Here is a 15,953-nt window from a genome sequence, read left to right on the forward strand (position 1 = left end):
CAGGGCAACCCGAGCCCATCTGTTCCCCGGCGAAAGCCGGGGCCCAGGGTTTCTCTGCCGACCCGCTCGTGACCCTGGACCCCGGCTGTCGCCGGGGAACAGCAAGAGCCGCCTGTGGTCCGCCTAGTCCTTCGCGCGCTTCTTCTTCGCGCCACCCGTCCCCGCGCGCTCCAGCCGCGCAAAGCCATGCCCGATGATATCCCGCATCGCCTGGGCCGCGCCTTCGCCGTCGCGCGCCTCGATCGCATCGACGATCCGGCTGTGCCCCTTCACGCTCTCCTCATGCACTTCGGCCTCGCGCACCGGCGAGCTCATCCGGAACGACGCGAGCAGCGCGGTCTCGATCACCGCGGAGAGCGAGCGCATCAGCACATTGCCCGAAGCCTGGCCCACCGCCTTGTGGAACTCGAGATCGGCGGTGGCGAACTCGCCCGCATCGCCCGGCGCATCGCCCATCCGCGCCACGCAGTCGCGCATCAGCGCGATGTCCGCCTCGCTCGCCTGCTCGGCCGCCGCCTGCGCCGCCGCCGGCTCGATCGCCAGCCGGATCGCGGCGAGATCGCGCACGAACGCCATGTCGAAGCCCTGCGACACCTTCCAGGTCAGCACATCGGCATCGAAGAAATTCCAGTGCGCGCTATCCAGCACCGTGGTGCCCACGCGCGTGCGCGACACGATCAGCCCCTTGGCGGTCAGCGTCTTGAACGCCTCGCGCAGCACGGTGCGCGACACGCCGAAGCGCGCCAGCATCTCGGCCTCGGAGGGCAGCTTCGCGCCGGGCGGATAGACGCCGGCCAGGATCTCGCCCCCCAGCGCCCGCGCCACCTGATCGTGGCTCGACAGCGCTGTCTCTGCAAAACGGCTGAAGTTCGGGCGGGCCAGCATTTTCAAGGTTCTCCAGGGGACCGGAATAGCCGGCCAATCCACTTCCTTACAGTTATAATAGTATTTGTGGCCAGCCCCTCGTCGCGGTTCCGGTGCTATCTCCCCCGCCCGGAAAGCGCCGCCTCCAGCGGCCCGTCGGCGGCGTTGCGCCAATGCCAGTGCGGGTAGATCTCCACCGGCGCGGTCAGCGCATCGAGCCGCGCCACCACGTCATCGGGCAACACCAGTTCCGCCGCCCCCAGATTGTCCGCCAGCTGCTCCGGCCGCGACGCGCCCAGGATCACGCTGTCCACCGACCGGGCGAGCAACCAGGCGAGCGACACCTGCGCCACGCTCGCCCCCAACTCGGCAGCGATCACCCGCAACAGGTCGAGCAGCGCGAAGCCCAGCTCCCGGTCGAACGGCATATGGCCGGTCGCCGCCAGCCGGTCCCCCGCCCCACCCGGCCGGTCGCGATCATATTTCCCCGACAGGAAGCCGCCGGCCAGCGGGCTCCACGCGGTCACCCCGATCCCGTAGCGCCCCCGCATCAGCATCAGGTCGCGCTCGATGTCGCGGCCGAGCAGCGAGTAGTACATCTGCCCATGGGTGAATTGCGCCCAGCCATTGGCGCGCTGCAGCTCGAGCGCGGCGGCGACCTTCCAGGCCGACCAGTTGGAGAAGCCGAGATAACGCGCCTTGCCCGCCCGCACGACCGCGTCGAGCGCCTCCAGCGTCTCCTCCAGCGGCGTCCGCGCATCCTCGTTATGCGCGACATAGACGTCCACCCAGTCCGTCCCGAGCCGACGCAAACTCTGGTCGATCGCCCAGCCGATGTGTCGCTTGGTCAGCCCCGCCTGCACCAGCGGCGTGCCCATCCGCCCCATCACCTTGGTCGCGATCACCACCCCGTCGCGGTGCGGCGCCAGCGCCTTGCCCAGCACTTCCTCGGACTGGCCGCCCGCATAGATGTCGGCGGTGTCGAAGAAGTTGATCCCGGCATCGAGCGCCTGACCGACCAGCGCATCGGCATCCGCCCCGCGCACCTTGGCGAGGCCCTGCATCGGATCGTCCCGGGTCAGCGTCAGCGCGCCGAACGCCAGCCGCGAGACGACCAGCCCGCTATTGCCGAGCAGGGCATATTGCATGGCCTCAGGCATCGTCACTGCCCCCTCTCGGCTCCCCGGCGAACGCCGGGGCCCAGGGTTTCTCTGCCGGACCGCTCGCGGCCCTGGACCCCGGCGTTCGCCGGGGAACAAGAAGGATGAAGGCCGCCACGAGCTAGCGCTCCCGCTTCACCGAAACTTCCTGGGCGAACACCAGCCGCACCGGCCCCAGCAGCCCGGAATCGAGCAACGGCTCGTCCGCCGAATAGAAGGTCCAGGGCGTGAAGGTTACCCGCCCGCCCGCCGGCTTGGCTTCGCCCGCCTTGTACCAGTCGGGCAGCGCGGTGATCTTGCGCGCCATCACCGGCACCTTCTTGCCGTCCGCTGTCACTTTCTCGCCGATCTGCCACTCGGCATCGACGAACTTGCCTTCCTCGGGCAGCGCCGCATCGGCGATCATCCGATTGGCCCAGAGGTTGGTCACGGCGAGCGACACGCTGTTCGCCCCCCGCTTCACCACATCGGTGATGTCGACGCGGTAGGGCTCCTTCCACACCACGCCGAGATCCTTGCCGTTGACGGTCACGCCCGACAGCACCTCGACCCGGCCCAGATCGAGATAGACCCGCCGCCCCTTGCCCAGTGCGCTCGCCGGCACGTCGATATTGCGCTGATAGGTCGCGGTGCCCGAGAAATGCCGCACCCCGTCATCCTTATGATGGCTGAGCGATTCCAGCCTGGGCAGCACCACGCTCTCCGGTGCCCCGCGCCCGGGCTGGAAGCGCACCGTCCACGGCCCCGCCACCGTCACCGGCTCGGGCACCTTGGCGGTGAAGCCCCCGCCCCCCTCCAGCGTATAGCGCCCGCTCGTCCAGGCCAGCCCGTGCAGCCCGCCGGTATCGTCGCGCTCCACCGTCACCGGCGTCGCCGCGATCGGCGCGACCGGCGGCGCGCCCGCCGCTTCGGCCGCAATCTCGTCCGCGCCGAGCGCCCGCGCCACCGTCTTGAGCGGCGTCGAATTGCCCTCGAAGAAATAGCTCACGCCCAGCGGCTGCGGCGCATCGCTGCCGCCCGCGAACACCCGCCGCCCGCTGCGCAGCCCGGTCCGCACCAGCTTGCCGTTCAGATAGAGGCTCGGCGTCCCCTGGTCATAGACCAGCGCAACATGCGTCCAGCCCGAGACCGGGGTGCGGCTCACCAGCACCGCCGGCACGCTGTCCGGGCTCGCCCGCTCGATCACCATCGCGCCGTTGCGGCCGATCGCCAGCCCGGCAATCGCGGTGCCTTCGCCGTGCAGGTCACGCCCCGATCGCGCGTTGATCAGATAGTTCTTGCCCGTCTCGTTGATCCGCCCCTCGGTCTTCTCGTCGGGCAGCACGCGCAAATCGATGTCCGGCTTGGCCCATAGTGACAAGGTGAAGCTGCCCTCCGGCGCCGCCGCCCGCACCGCGACCGGCGGATCGAGCTCGGCCACCCGCTTGCCGTCGCGCGCGATCCAGCCGGTACGCTTCTCCCCTTTATCGGGGTCGAGCATCACAAAGGTCGAACCCGCCGGCGACAGGTCGAACGTCACCTTCGTCTCCGCCGCATCGCTCGCGAACAGCACCGGGCGCGAGACCGTCCCCGTCTCGGCATCCCAGAGCGACGGCACGGCACCGCCCACGCGGAAGCTGCACGTCACCGTCTCGGCGCGGCGCTGGCGATTGGCGACGAAATACATGTCGCCGCCCGCCAGCTTGCGGTGCAGCCACGCCACCTGCCCGTCGGGCGTCCGCGTCTCGCACCGCGCATCGGGCCCGACCTTGAGCGCGTCCATCGCCTCGAGCACGCTGCCCCTGGGGAACACCATCCCCGCGCCGACCTTGCGCGGCGCATCCCCGCTGCCCCACAGCGCCTCGGTCGCCGCGCGGAAATCCGCGTCGCCGGTCATCGTCATCGAATGGACCGGCCGCGGGCCCAGGATCACCGCGCCCTGCTCGACCAGCGCGTGCAGCTTGCTCGCCAGCTGCGGCGTCATGCTCGATAGCGTCGCGGGCAGCACCAGCAACCGATACTCCGCCCCGTTCGCCAGCACGATCCGGCCGTTCTTCACGCTTGCCCGGGTCAGCAGCACCTCGGCATTGACCAGGTCATATTGATAGCCCGGCGGGATATGCGGCTCGAAATATTGGCCGATCTTCGGGTTGCTGTCCGGCGACACATCGGGCCGCGCATATTCGGCCTGGTACGGCGTCTCCTCCCCGGTGAAGAACAGCACATCGGCAACATAAGTGCCCTGCCGCAGCAGATACTGGCTACGCGCCAGATACTGCATCCACGGCCTGGCCTGCGCGAACCAGGTGTTGCTGCGATCGAGGTTGATGCCCCACGGCCCCATCACCATCCCCGGCGCCGCCTTGGGATTGGGCTGGTGGGCATAGCGGTGGAAGATGATCTGGTTGAGCCCCAGCGCGAACATCTGGTCGCCCAGCGCCTTCATCGCATAGGGATAATCCTGCCAGCGGCTGGTCTGTGCCTCGCCGGTGAAGCTCTCCGCCGCAATGACGGGCTTGCCGTACACATGCGCCGCCGACGTCACCATCTTCATCGATCGGTTGTCGGTCCAGGGCGTGCGCGTCCAGAATTCGCTGCTCGGCACTTCGGTCCGCCCCGAAACCTGCAGCGTGTCGAACGCGCCGGGCCCGTAGGGCTCGGCATAGAAATGCAGGCCGATCGCGTTGGCGTGGCTCTGCATCCGGCCATAATAATTGTCCGCCATCAGGTCCGAGAGCGTATCGCGGAAATCGAACAGGAAGCGGTCGGACTGGTCGACATCGCCGACGATCCGCCCGGTCAGCGCCGGCAGCCAGCGCGTGATCGCATAGCCCTTCTGCTTCGCGAAGAACTGCGGCAGCTTCGCCGTCCAGTTCTGCAGCCCCGCCTCATAGCTGTCGATCATCAGCATGTCGAAGGTCTTGCCGAGATAGCCGCCCGACGCCTCGGCCAGCTTGCCGACGCTGCTCTGGAACTGGAAATCCACCGCATCGGGATCGAGCTTGTCGACCTCGAGCCCCCGCCCGGCATCCGATGCCGCGACATTCAAATGCGCGGTGCTGGTATGCCCCAGCCGCAGCACCGTCCAGCGCCCCGCCGGTGGCGTCCAGCGCAGCGTGCCACTGGCATCGAGCTTGCCGGTCAGGTCGATCACCTTCGCGGGGTCGATCGCATCGGCCTTGCGCAGATCGCCCGGGTGCGGCTCCACGGCGGGCGAGGCGCGGAACAGATGCTCGCCCTTCAGGTCCCAGCCGTCGATGCGCGGCGTCGCATGGAACAGCGCCTCGGTGAGCTTCAGCCTGCCCTTGGGCGTGACGCGGAACCAGCTGGCGGTGACCGGCGCGAAGTTGATCGTGCCGGGCGCCTCGATCCCGCGCTCATGCTGCGCCGGCGCACTGACCTGGCCGATCCGCGTCCAGCTCTTGCCGTCGCTTGAGGCTTCGATGTTCGCACTGAACGGCCCGGCATGCGCGTCGCTGTACAGAGTCACCGCCTGCGCGGTGAAGGGCGACTTCATCCTTATGGTCAGGGGTGCGTCGGGGGTTGCATCCACGCCGGTGTTCAAGTCCCGGTCGGTCAGCACCGCCGGGGCGACCGGACTCGCCGTCCGCATCTCGGCGACCGCGTCGCGGTACACGCTGTCGTCGCCCGCGCTCGCCGGAAAGGCGATCAGCGCGGCGTCGCGATAATAGCCAAGCTTCGTATAGGGTTGCGCGAGCTTCACCGTGACCGGCTTGCCACCCGCCACCGTCGTCTCGGTCCAGACGAGCTGCTGCATCGATCGCTCGGGGGTGATCCAGGGCCCGCCCGAGGACGACCAGCCTGGCGCATTGTGCAGCCCCACCTTCATGCCCAGCTGGTCGGCTTTCGCCATCATGTGCGTCATCAGCCGCAACCAGTCCGGGCTGAGATAGTCGACCGGCCCCTTCGGCACGTCGCTGCTGCCGTCGAACGCCATCACGCTGCCGATGCCGATTTCCCGCATCGCGCGAAGATCCGCGTCCAGACCGTCTGCTGATACGTTGCCGTTCATCCAGTGGTAGAAAGTCCCGGGCCGCACCTCGGCCGGCGGATCGCGGAACGCCTCCGGGCTCGGCCGGTCGGCCGCCGGTTGCGGCGCCTCCTGCGCCATCGCTCCCGCCGCCGGAATCACCAGCGCGCACCCCGCCAGCCACCGTCCGATGCCCGCCATATCTCTCCCTCTCCGGCTATTCTTTTGCGGCAGCCTAGCAGCTCGAAACATCATATAAAACGATAAATAAGGCTTGGCCTCGAAGCCATCTCGCGGCATCACCTTTGCAACCAAAAGCGTATGAAACGACAAGGGAGAGAGAGGATGGCCCGTTGGGCAGGATGGGCGGTGCTGGCATTGGCCCTGAGCACCACCGCCCCGGCGGCTTTGGCGCAGGCGGGCAGCCTCAGCCGCGCCACCGCCTTTGCCGACAAGCCGGCCATCGCGGTCGGTGTCGCCTGGTATCCCGAGCAATGGCCCGAGGCGCGCTGGGACACGGATCTCGCGCTGATGAAAGCCACTGGATTCAATACGGTACGGGTCGGTGAGTTCGCCTGGAGCCGGATGGAGCCTGAAGAGGGCAAGTTCGATTTCGCCTGGCTCGACCGCGCGATCGCGGCGGCCAGGAAGCACGGCATGATGGTGGTGATCGGCACCCCGACCGCCGCTCCGCCCGCCTGGCTCACCCAGAAATACCCCGAGGTGCTGCGGGTCGATGAGAACGGCACCCGCGCCGGCCATGGCGGCCGCCGCCACTTCTCTTTCGCCAGCGCCCGCTACCGCGACTTCTCCCGCCGGATCGCGGTCGAGATGGCCAGGCGCTACGGCAAGGATCCCGCGGTGGTCGGCTGGCAGATCGACAACGAAGTCGGCCCGCCCTCGTTCGACCCCGAGTCCGTCGCTGCCTGGCACGCCTTCCTGCAGAAGCGCTACGGCAGCATCGACGAGCTCAACCGCCGCTGGACCACCGAATATTGGAGCCAGCATTACAATGACTTCGGCCAGGTCCCGCTGCGCGCCACCGGCCAGCAGAACCCGGGTTTGCTGCTCGATTTCAAGCACTTCACCACCGCGACCTGGACCGACTATGTCCAGAACCAGGTCCGCGCGATCCGCCCGCTGATCGATCCCCGCGCCTTCGTCACCACCAACACGATGTTCTGGAATGCGGGCTTCGATCACTTCGCGATGCACCGCGATCTCGATATCGCCTCCTGGGACAATTACATCCAGGAAGGCCGCCCCGATTGGGTGGCGAACGGCGCCAACCACGATCTCGTCCGCGGCTACAAGCAGCGCAATTTCTGGCTGATGGAAACCCAGCCCGGCCGGGTCGATTGGGCCCCGGTCAACCGCGCACTCGATCCCGGTCAGGTCCGCGAAATGGCATGGCAGGCCGTCGCCCACGGCGCCGATGCGGTGCTCTACTGGCAGTGGCGCCCCGCCGCCAATGGCCAGGAAACCTATCACGGCGCGGTGCTGGGGCAGGACGGCAAGCCCAACCCGATCCAGCCCGAGATCGCCCGCACCGCCGCCGACCTCGTCGCCGCCGCGCCCCTGCTCGCCGACACCGCGCCCACCGCCGATGTCGCGATGCTCTTCTCCTATGACAGCCGCTGGGCGATCGATATCCAGCGCCATCACAAGGGCTTCGACGCGATCAAGGCGTTCACCGACTTCTACCGCCCGCTGCGCACCCAGGCGCAGGGCGTGCATGTCGTCGCCCCCGAAGCCGATCTCGCCCGCTACAAGCTGGTGGTCGCCCCCAATCTGATGGTCCTCACCGAGGCACAGGCCAAGGCGCTGGAAACCTATGTCCGCAGCGGCGGCAACCTGGTGCTCGGCCCGCGCTCGGGCATGCGTGACGATGCCAATGCGCTCTGGCCGCAGAAGCAGCCGGGGCCGCTCGCCGGCCTGCTCGGCGCTGAAATCGCCCAATATTATGCGCTGGACGAAAGCGTCGGCGTAACCGGCGCGGTCGCGGGCAAGGCGACGATCTGGGCCGAGGACATCATGCCTATCGCCAAGGACGTGCAGGTCCGCGCCACCTATGCCGACAAGCATGGCTGGCTCGACGGCAAACCCGCAATCGTCACCCGCAAGGTCGGCAAGGGCAGCATCACCTATGTCGGCGCCTGGCTCGATCCGGCCGCGATGGCGCAGCTCGCCACCAGCCTGCTCGCCGATGCGAAGGTGACCCCGATCCTCCCAGGTGCCGACCCCGATCTCGAAATCGCCGTGCGCGCCGGTGGCGGCAAGCGCGTGCTGATCGCGATCAACCATGGCAAGCAGGCCCACCCGCTCGCCCTACCCGCCGGTGCGAAGCCGGCCGGCGGCGACTGGGCGGACGGCCAGGTCGCCGCCCACGGCATCGCCTGGTTCACGCTGGGAGAGACCAAGTGATCAAGCCGCTGACGCTCTCGCTCGCCGCCCTCATCCTCGCCGGCGCGGCAGCCGGCCCCGATCATTGGGTGCCCGCCTGGTCTGGCCCGCCGATCGGCTATGAGCCCGATACGCGCGACGGCAAGGCGCTCGGCCGCCCGTTCAAGGCCGAGACGGTCCGCCAGGAGCTGCGTGCCGGCATCGCCGGCAAGACGCTGCGGGTGCGCCTCAGCAACGAGCTGGCCGACGAGCCGCTACGCATCGGCGGCGCCTCGATCCTCCGCCTTGATGCCGAGGGCAATCCGGTGCCCGGCAGCCTGCGCACACTTACTTTCAGCGCCGCGCGCGATGTTCGCATCCCCGCCCGCGCCCCGATGCTCTCCGATCCGCTCGCCTATCCGGTGGCCGCCGGCGAGCGGCTCGCGGTCTCACTCTACTTCCCCGACGAAGTGGCCCCGCCCACCCACGCCCAGATGGTCGACATCGCCGGCGGCGACGCCACCGCCGAGCTCATCCTCCCCAGCCCTCGCCGCGCCCGCGCCTCGGGCGTGGTCAGTGCGCTCGAGCTGTCGGGCACCATGGCCACCAAGGTGCTGGTAACCTTCGGCGATTCGATCACCGAGGGCGCCGGCGCGTCCAAGGCGATGAGCTGGCCCGACCAGCTCGGCAGGCTGCTGCCCGCCAATCCGCAGGGCCGCTGCTGGGCCGTCGCCAATGCCGGGATCAGCGGCAACCGCCTGTTAAGCCAGGGCCGTGGCCCCGGTGCGCTCGCCCGTTTCGATCGCGACGTGCTGTCGGTGCCCGGCGCCACCCATGTCGTGATCCTCGAAGGCATCAACGACATCGGCAAGGTGAAGAACCCGGACAAGGACTGGCAGCCCCCCGCCGCCAGCCTGATAGCCGCCTATGAGCAGCTGCTGGTCCGGGCCAAGGCACGCGGTCTCAAGGTGATCTTCGGCACGCTGCTGCCCTATCAGGGCGCCGCCTATGCCGATGCTGCGGGCGAGCAGCGCCGCCAGGCCGCCAATGCCTGGATCCGCGCCAATGCCGCGCGCTTCGACGGCCTGATCGACTTCGACAAGGCGATGGACGAGCCCGGCCAGCCCGGCACCATGCGTCTGGCCGAGCAGATCGGCGACCATCTCCACCCGAACGATGCGGGCTATACCCACATGGCGAGGACCGCCCTGCCCCAGATCCTGAAGCAGGGCTGCCGGTAGCCACATTTCACATTCCCCTCCCTACAAGGGAGGGGTTAGGGGTGGGTTAGAAAAGGTCGGGCTCGATGCCCGGCCTTTTCTTTTACACCAAGTGCGTGGCTGGGCTCGCTCCGCTCGCAACCCACCCCCAGCCCCTCCCTTGCAGGGAGCGGAGAAGCGCCTGCCCGGCGGCTGAGCTCAGCGCTCCACCCGGATCAGATAGCTCGTCGTAGCCGGCGCTCCCACGCGGATCTCCCAGCCCGGCTCGATCATCTTGCCCTGGATCTCCTTCCCAATCGGCCGTGCCGCGCCGTCCAGCGGCTGGGCAAACACGCCGATCGCGCCTTCCAGGTCCTTGAGCTGGATCCAGCCGGTCACCGGCTCGATCAGCGTCGGCGCGGTGCCCCAGTTGGTCAGCATCGCGCGGCGCTCGTCCCAGGTGGCGCCGGTATTCTGGGTCGTGCTCGTCGTGGTGAGCAGCAGCCGGTTCGACAGATTGATCGGCTTGCCGTCGAGCGACGACAGCGTGATCGTAGCAAAACGGTTGGCGATCTCGGCCGAGAGATTGCGCGTCTGCACCTTGGCATTTTCACGCACGAAGCCGACCAGCGCCTGGCTGCGCGACGTATCGACGCTGACGATGCCGTCCTTGCCCTCCGAGGTCTTCCAGCTGAGCTCCTTCGTATCCGAGACGATCGGGTTCGCAGCCGGCAGCGGCGCGGGCAGGCTCGGCTTGCAATCGAGGCACGAGACCCGCGAGCCATGGACCAGCGGGATCATCCTGTCGAAGCCCGGCGTATAATAGGGCATCTCGGCCCGCGGCAGGCGTGATGCCTCGCTGATCTGGTCGGTCGAATAGGAGCGCGTCAGCAGCGTCTTCGCCGCCGAGACGTCGCCGCGCAGGAAGATCATCGCGCCGGCGGGCATCTGCGCCATCTTCACCGGGTCCAGTGTCATGTCGAAATGGTCGGCGATCGCCGGCTTCCACTCGCCACTGATCTTGGTCTCGAAGGTGTAGAAGAAGATCCCGTCCCAGTCCTGCAGCGCCGCATAGGAGGCGAGGATCGGGATCATCTCCGATCCATATTGGCTCGGGAACGGGTGGTTGACCTCGCTCACCGTGAACGGCTTGCCGACAGCGGTGCTGCGCGCGAGCTTCTGGATGATCGACAGCTCGGGGCTGTTGACCATCGGCTCGTTCCGCCGCCCATAGATCGCCGGATGCTGCCAATAGACATGCGCATCGACGATGTCGCCCTTGAGCGCGGTGCGCATCAGCGGCTGGTTGGCGATGAAATAGGTGTGGTCCGCCATCGGCACGACCGGCGACTTCACGCCCAGCTCGTCCTTCAGGAAGTGCTTCATGTCGGCGTGGAAGTCGATCTCGACCTGGGTGAGGAAGGCCAGCTCGGCATCGAGGCGCAGGCGCGGTGCATCGGGGTGATCGCCGCGCCGCATGAACGGCACCGGCTTGTCCGCCGCCACACCCGCCATGCGGTGCAGCTCGGCGACCTGCGCCGGCGTGCGGTTCTTCGCCAGCCAGGCATTGTACTTGTCGACCAGCAGCGCCTGGTAATGCGGCGTCATGTCGAGCTGGTAGTTCGCCCCGCCCTTCACCCGCTCGCCGCGCAGCCAGTTGCGCATCCAGAATTCGAGCACCGAATTCTCGTTGACCACCTCGACGGTCATCACCGCCGGATCGTCGGCATAGCGCAGCCCGGTATATTGGTTGGTATGGCCGAGCAGCTGCTTGGCATATTCCTTCTGCAGCGCGACCAGCTCCGGGCCGAAATAGGTGAAGGCCTTGGCGTTGTTGATCAGATCGACATCGGGCACCCCGTCGCCGGACTTGAAGACCCGGCCGACATTCAGGTTGAAGTTGACGTAGATGCCGTTCTTCTTGAGCTGCGCGAACCAGTAATCGAGCCGTTCCATCCGCTCGGGATTGATCTCGCGGCTATTGTTCACATCGCCGCGGATCAGGCCGCGCGGGCCGTGCGTGACCGGCCCGTTCGTACCCTCGTTGCGCATCTGATCCGGCGTGTCGGGCCGGTCGAGGAAGTGCATGCGGACGCAGTTCACCCCCAGCCGCGCCAGCGCATTGGCATAGGTCTCGGCGTCCTTGTGCGAGGGGATCTCCTCGCCGCCGATCGTCCAGCCGGTCAGGTTGACGCCCCAGCAGCGGAAGCGCTTGCCGTCGCCGCGATAGAGGTGGCCATCGCGCGCCTGGATGAAGCCGTACTTGCCCGCCGGCCCGTCGAGCAGGAACCGGGCATCGGCGCCGGAATCGACCCGTGCCTCATGGTCCACCGGGAAGGGCTGCATCGGAATGTCCTGCGCCGAGGCAGGTGCAGAGAGCGCCGTCCCCGCAAGCGCGGCGGCGGTGAACAGGCAAGCGAACCGCTTCATGATATCTTCCCCTGAGTGTCGGCCGGCCGGTGCACCTGGCCCGGCCGTGCCTTTTCGTTGATTCAGCGCGTGCGGATGCGGAGTGCGTAGGGGTAGGCCCCGTCGCCCACCGCCGGCAGCGCGATGCGCAGCCCCTTGGGGGTCTGCTCCCATTCGACCTTGCCGCCGTCGAGCAGCGCGATGCTCTTGATCGGCGCCGTCAGATAGGGCGTGCCGGCATAGAGCGTCTTGATCAGCACCGCGCCGTCCTTCGGCCGCTCGAGCCCGAGCGCGTAGAGATTGTCGCCCTTGGTGGTGAAGCGGATGTCGGCGGGCGTGTAGCCCTTCACCGCGGATTCCTCGACCTGGCCGCCCACGCGCACCTGACCCGACTTGGTCGGCCCCTCGCCGAAGAACTGGAACGGGCGCGTGCCGTAGATCGCTTCGCCGTTCACCTTGAGCCAGCCGCCCATGCCCTGCAGCACCTGGGCGATCTCGTCGGGGATCGTCCCGTCGGCCTTGGGGCCGACATTGAGCAGCAGATTGCCGTTCTTGCTGACGATGTCGATCAGGTCGGAGATCAGCGACTGCGCCGTACGGTAGCTGTCATTCTTGGCATAGCCCCAGCTATGCACGCTCACCGACGTGTCGGACTGCCAGGGCGTCAGCTTGAGCGCGTCGGTCTTGCCGCGCTCCATGTCGAACAGCGCGCTGCCCTCGGCGAACTGCCCGCCCTTGTACGCGATGATGCCCTGCCCGCCCCAGCCTGCCGAGCGGTTGTAATAATAGGCGGCGGTGTCGCGCATCAGCGGTTCGAAGCTGGGCGCCGCGGTCCACCAGTCGAAATAGATCAGCTCCGGCTTGTACTTGTCGACCAACTCCGCGGTGCGCGCCATCCAGTCGTTGAGGAACGCCTTGTTGGGCGGCATCCAGGTCTGGAGCTGGCCACCATCGGGCCAGCTCTCCGGCTTGTCGGCCGGCAGGCCCATCGGCGCCGCCGGACCGTACAGGCCGTCATTCTTCGGATCGTTCACGTCGGAATCGAAGGTGCGGCCCATATAATACCACCACCAATGCTCGGCGCGGTGCGAGGACAGGCCGAAATGCAGGCCCGCGGCGCGCGCGGCCTTGGCAATCTCGCCGGTGGTGTCGCGCTTCGGCCCCATCTTGGAGGCATCCCATTCGGTGAAGTCCGACGCGTACATCGCGAAGCCGTCGCAATGCTCGGCGACCGGCACGACATATCTGGCACCTGCCTGCTGGAACAGCTTCACCCAGCCCGTGGGGTCGAACTTCTCCGCCTTGAACTGCGGAATGAAGTCCTTGTAGCCGAACTTGGACTGCGGGCCGTAGGTCTCGACATGATGCTTGTACGCGGCGTTGCCGGGCACATACATGTTGCGCGAATACCATTCATTGGCGAACGCTGGCACCGAATACGGGCCCCAATGGATGAAGATGCCGAACTTGGCGTCGCGGAACCATTCGGGCGTGCGATATTTGCCGCGCAGCGCGTCCCAGTCCGACTTGAACGGCCCCTTGGCGATCCCCGCCTTCACCTGCCGCAGCTTGGCATCGACCTTGGCTTCATAACCCGGCACCTGCGCCGCCGCCGGTACGGCCAGCGCCAGCGCGGCCATCGCCACCGACGCGCCAAAAATGCGCTTGCCCGATATCATCCTGATCTTCTCCATGATCCTGGTGCTCACCGCTTCCACGCAGTGATGCGAACTTCCGCGCCTTCGTCGACTGCTGTGGCGGTACCGAAAGCGATGATCCCGACACCTTCGATGCGCACCCGGTTGTCCAGGTCATCGCGGCCTTCATTGCCCTTGGAGCTGGTCAGCGACACGATCCGCGACTGGATCGGGATCACCTTCCCGCCGACGATGATCCGGTCGAACGCAAAGTCGAGGATCGCGTGATCGGCGCGCACCACCTTGCCCTCGATCACCGCCCCGCGCAGCTCGCGCGGGTCGATCAGCATGCCGGTGATCGGGTCGCCGGGCTTGCTGGCGGTGCTGCTGATCGAGGTATTCATCTTGACCAGCATGCTGCTGTTCATCGGCGACACGACCTCCGCGCCGCCGCTCGCCTCCTGCGCAAAGGCAGCAGGCGAGAGGAGCAGCGCTCCGAGCGTGAGTAGAAGCTTGTTCATTGGCTTGATCCCCTCTGCGCTCAGCGCTTGCCGGTCTTGCGGACCAGCACGGTCCAGTCGCCGCCATCGCCCTTCGGCGCATTGCCGAGCGCGACCGAACCACCGCCCTGCACGCTGCGCACGCTGCCGTTCTGCAGCGCGCCGCCGGTCCGCGGATTGTACCATTTGACTTCGAACGGCCCCGTCGCCGCCGACAGGTCGAGCGTGGTCGTACCACCCTCGGGCAGGTAGACCGCATAGACCGCGCCCGGCTTGGCCAGCACATAGTCATCGGTCGCCGGGGTCAGCGCATCGGCATGCTTCATCTCGGTGACCGGCAGGTAGGTGCTGACGAAATCATGCGCGTGGCGGATCAGGTCGAACAGCTGATCGCGGCTACGGAAATCCTCCATGTTCAGATCGCCGATCGGATCGGTGAAGAAGAACATCGTGCCGGTGCCGCCGGCCATGTAATGGCCCCAGATCGCCAGCTTGCGCACCTTGTCGTGCCCGGGATCCTCGACGTCGGTGTGCACGCCGGGGTTCATCTCGATCAGCTGGACCAGCCACGGGTGTCCGGCAGCGGCCGACTTGTCGAGCCACTTGATCGTCTCGGCATGAGTGTTCTCGGGATCGTGCTGGAGCGCGGTCGCGTCAAAGTTCCTGAAGCCGAGCAGCCGACCATAGGTCTTGTCGTCGGCGATCATCTCCGCCTTCCACTGGACATACTGGATCGGGTGTTTCCAGGGATCGATCGCCTTGATGTAGTTGGAGATTTCCTCGATATCCCGCGTCGTGAAATAGCGGAACCGGTCCATCTCCTCGTCGAGATCCCAGATCACCCCGCGATGGTGCGCGAAGCGGGCGACCAGCTCGCGATAGTAGATCCGCCGCTCCACCCCGAGCTTGCCGAGCGTCTGCTCGCCCTCTTCCTCCTGGGTGATGAGCATGACCTGCATGCCCAGCCGGTCCATGTGCGAGAAGACGATCTCCCACTGGGCCAGCTTCGACACGTCATAGCGGGTATGCGCGTCGTAGGAGATCCATGGATTGATATCCATGGCATCGCCATAGTTGTTCATCGTCAGCGTGTAGAAGGAGTTCATCCCTTTCGACGCGAGATAGTTGAGCGCGCCGATGATGCCCTTCCCCTTGCCGCCCTGCCAGGTCGGATCGCCGGGCTTCCAGTCGCGGACATGCGGGTCGTAATGGTGGAGCTGATCCTCGGTCGCGAAGCCCTTCGCCCCCCGATGGTCCTTGGTGTTGTCGAACTGGTAATAGGCGAGGAAATTCTCCGGGCTCTGCGATCCCGCCATCACGAAGTATTTCCCGCTGCCGGAATAGCGCAGGAAATGCTGGCCGACATATTGCAGCATGCCGTTGTCGAGCTTGTTGCGGCCCGACCGGTCCGCCGCCGCAATCTGCAGCACACCCTTCTCGCCGTCGATCGACACCGCAGTGCCCGCACCAGGATCCTGGCTCGCCGCCACGTCCTTGCCGGTGCGGAACGAGACCTGATAGGTCCAGGCACCCGCCGCGTCCGGCACGAAATGAACGCGCCACACACTACCTTCGGTCGCGCTGGTCTCGGCGGCACTACCGTCCGCGGCGAAATAGCCGGGCACGACATAGGTCTTGCTGCCGTTGGTGAAGGTGACGTTCAAGCGATAGTCGCTGAAGGGATTGGGATCAGCGGTCTCGCTCGTCTTCGGTCCGTTGAAGCTGAGCTGGACATCGCGCCATTGCTGGAGCTTGCCCTCGATCGTTGCCGCCGAAGCTGCAACGCCGCCGCCAATGCCGACCAGCACGGCGACGAGTTTCAAGCAGACAAG

9 protein-coding genes are annotated in these 15,953 nt (G+C 67.0%); 2 read left to right on the top strand and 7 right to left on the bottom strand.

The annotated features are described in order from the left end of the window. Positions 1 to 123: 123 nt before the first annotated feature. The 3 genes from HNP52_RS15015 to HNP52_RS15025 form a co-directional block, all read right to left on the bottom strand. The gene (locus HNP52_RS15015; protein WP_184168460.1) at positions 124 to 885 is read right to left on the bottom strand and encodes a FadR/GntR family transcriptional regulator; all 762 of its coding nucleotides are present in this window, start codon (positions 883 to 885) and stop codon (positions 124 to 126) included. Positions 886 to 980: 95 nt separating this feature from the next. Then, positions 981 to 2,024, bottom strand: coding sequence for an aldo/keto reductase (locus HNP52_RS15020; RefSeq protein ID WP_260396169.1), 1,044 nt, complete (start codon positions 2,022 to 2,024; stop codon positions 981 to 983). Between the two features lie 121 nt (positions 2,025 to 2,145). Next, positions 2,146 to 6,195, bottom strand: a complete 4,050-nt coding sequence (locus HNP52_RS15025) for a glycosyl hydrolase (RefSeq protein WP_184168461.1) — start codon at positions 6,193 to 6,195, stop codon at positions 2,146 to 2,148. Between the two features lie 144 nt (positions 6,196 to 6,339). Here HNP52_RS15025 and HNP52_RS15030 point away from each other — a divergent pair, with 144 nt between their 5' ends. Both HNP52_RS15030 and HNP52_RS15035 read left to right on the top strand, forming a co-directional pair. Next, entirely contained in the window at positions 6,340 to 8,418 is a 2,079-nt protein-coding gene (locus HNP52_RS15030) for a beta-galactosidase (RefSeq protein ID WP_184168462.1), read from the top strand. Continuing rightward, positions 8,415 to 9,617: an SGNH/GDSL hydrolase family protein gene (locus HNP52_RS15035; protein ID WP_311768482.1), complete on the top strand. Its 1,203-nt coding sequence runs from the start codon at positions 8,415 to 8,417 to the stop codon at positions 9,615 to 9,617. The genes HNP52_RS15030 and HNP52_RS15035 overlap by 4 nt, the downstream gene beginning before the upstream one ends. Before the next feature lie 177 nt (positions 9,618 to 9,794). On the opposite strand, the gene HNP52_RS15040 is transcribed toward HNP52_RS15035, so the two are convergent. From HNP52_RS15040 to HNP52_RS15055, 4 genes are all read right to left on the bottom strand, one after another. Beyond that, positions 9,795 to 12,005, bottom strand: coding sequence for a hypothetical protein (locus tag HNP52_RS15040; RefSeq protein WP_184168463.1), 2,211 nt, complete (start codon positions 12,003 to 12,005; stop codon positions 9,795 to 9,797). A gap of 62 nt (positions 12,006 to 12,067) precedes the next feature. After that, complete coding sequence (locus tag HNP52_RS15045) at positions 12,068 to 13,678, bottom strand: alpha-L-fucosidase (RefSeq protein ID WP_260396170.1); 1,611 nt, start codon at positions 13,676 to 13,678, stop codon at positions 12,068 to 12,070. Between the two features lie 11 nt (positions 13,679 to 13,689). Next, positions 13,690 to 14,142, bottom strand: a complete 453-nt coding sequence (locus HNP52_RS15050; RefSeq protein WP_184168464.1) for a hypothetical protein — start codon at positions 14,140 to 14,142, stop codon at positions 13,690 to 13,692. 20 nt (positions 14,143 to 14,162) lie between these two features. Beyond that, positions 14,163 to 15,944: a DUF5060 domain-containing protein gene (locus HNP52_RS15055; RefSeq protein ID WP_184168465.1), complete on the bottom strand. Its 1,782-nt coding sequence runs from the start codon at positions 15,942 to 15,944 to the stop codon at positions 14,163 to 14,165. Positions 15,945 to 15,953: the final 9 nt, after the last annotated feature.

Origin of the sequence: Sphingomonas kyeonggiensis (genome assembly GCF_014204495.1) — a bacterium.
In the GTDB taxonomy this organism is placed as follows: Bacteria; Pseudomonadota; Alphaproteobacteria; order Sphingomonadales; family Sphingomonadaceae; genus Sphingomonas; species Sphingomonas kyeonggiensis_A.

Bases quoted from the DNA above. Each gene is read 5' to 3' on its own strand.
- HNP52_RS15015 (WP_184168460.1), bottom strand. From the start codon at position 885: ATGCTGGCCCGCCCGAACTTCAGCCGTTTTGCAGAGACAGCGCTGTCG.
- HNP52_RS15020 (WP_260396169.1), bottom strand. From the start codon at position 2,024: ATGCCTGAGGCCATGCAATATGCCCTGCTCGGCAATAGCGGGCTGGTC.
- HNP52_RS15025 (WP_184168461.1), bottom strand. From the start codon at position 6,195: ATGGCGGGCATCGGACGGTGGCTGGCGGGGTGCGCGCTGGTGATTCCG.
- HNP52_RS15030 (WP_184168462.1), top strand. From the start codon at position 6,340: ATGGCCCGTTGGGCAGGATGGGCGGTGCTGGCATTGGCCCTGAGCACC.
- HNP52_RS15040 (WP_184168463.1), bottom strand. From the start codon at position 12,005: ATGAAGCGGTTCGCTTGCCTGTTCACCGCCGCCGCGCTTGCGGGGACG.
- HNP52_RS15045 (WP_260396170.1), bottom strand. From the start codon at position 13,678: ATGGAGAAGATCAGGATGATATCGGGCAAGCGCATTTTTGGCGCGTCG.
- HNP52_RS15050 (WP_184168464.1), bottom strand. From the start codon at position 14,142: ATGAACAAGCTTCTACTCACGCTCGGAGCGCTGCTCCTCTCGCCTGCT.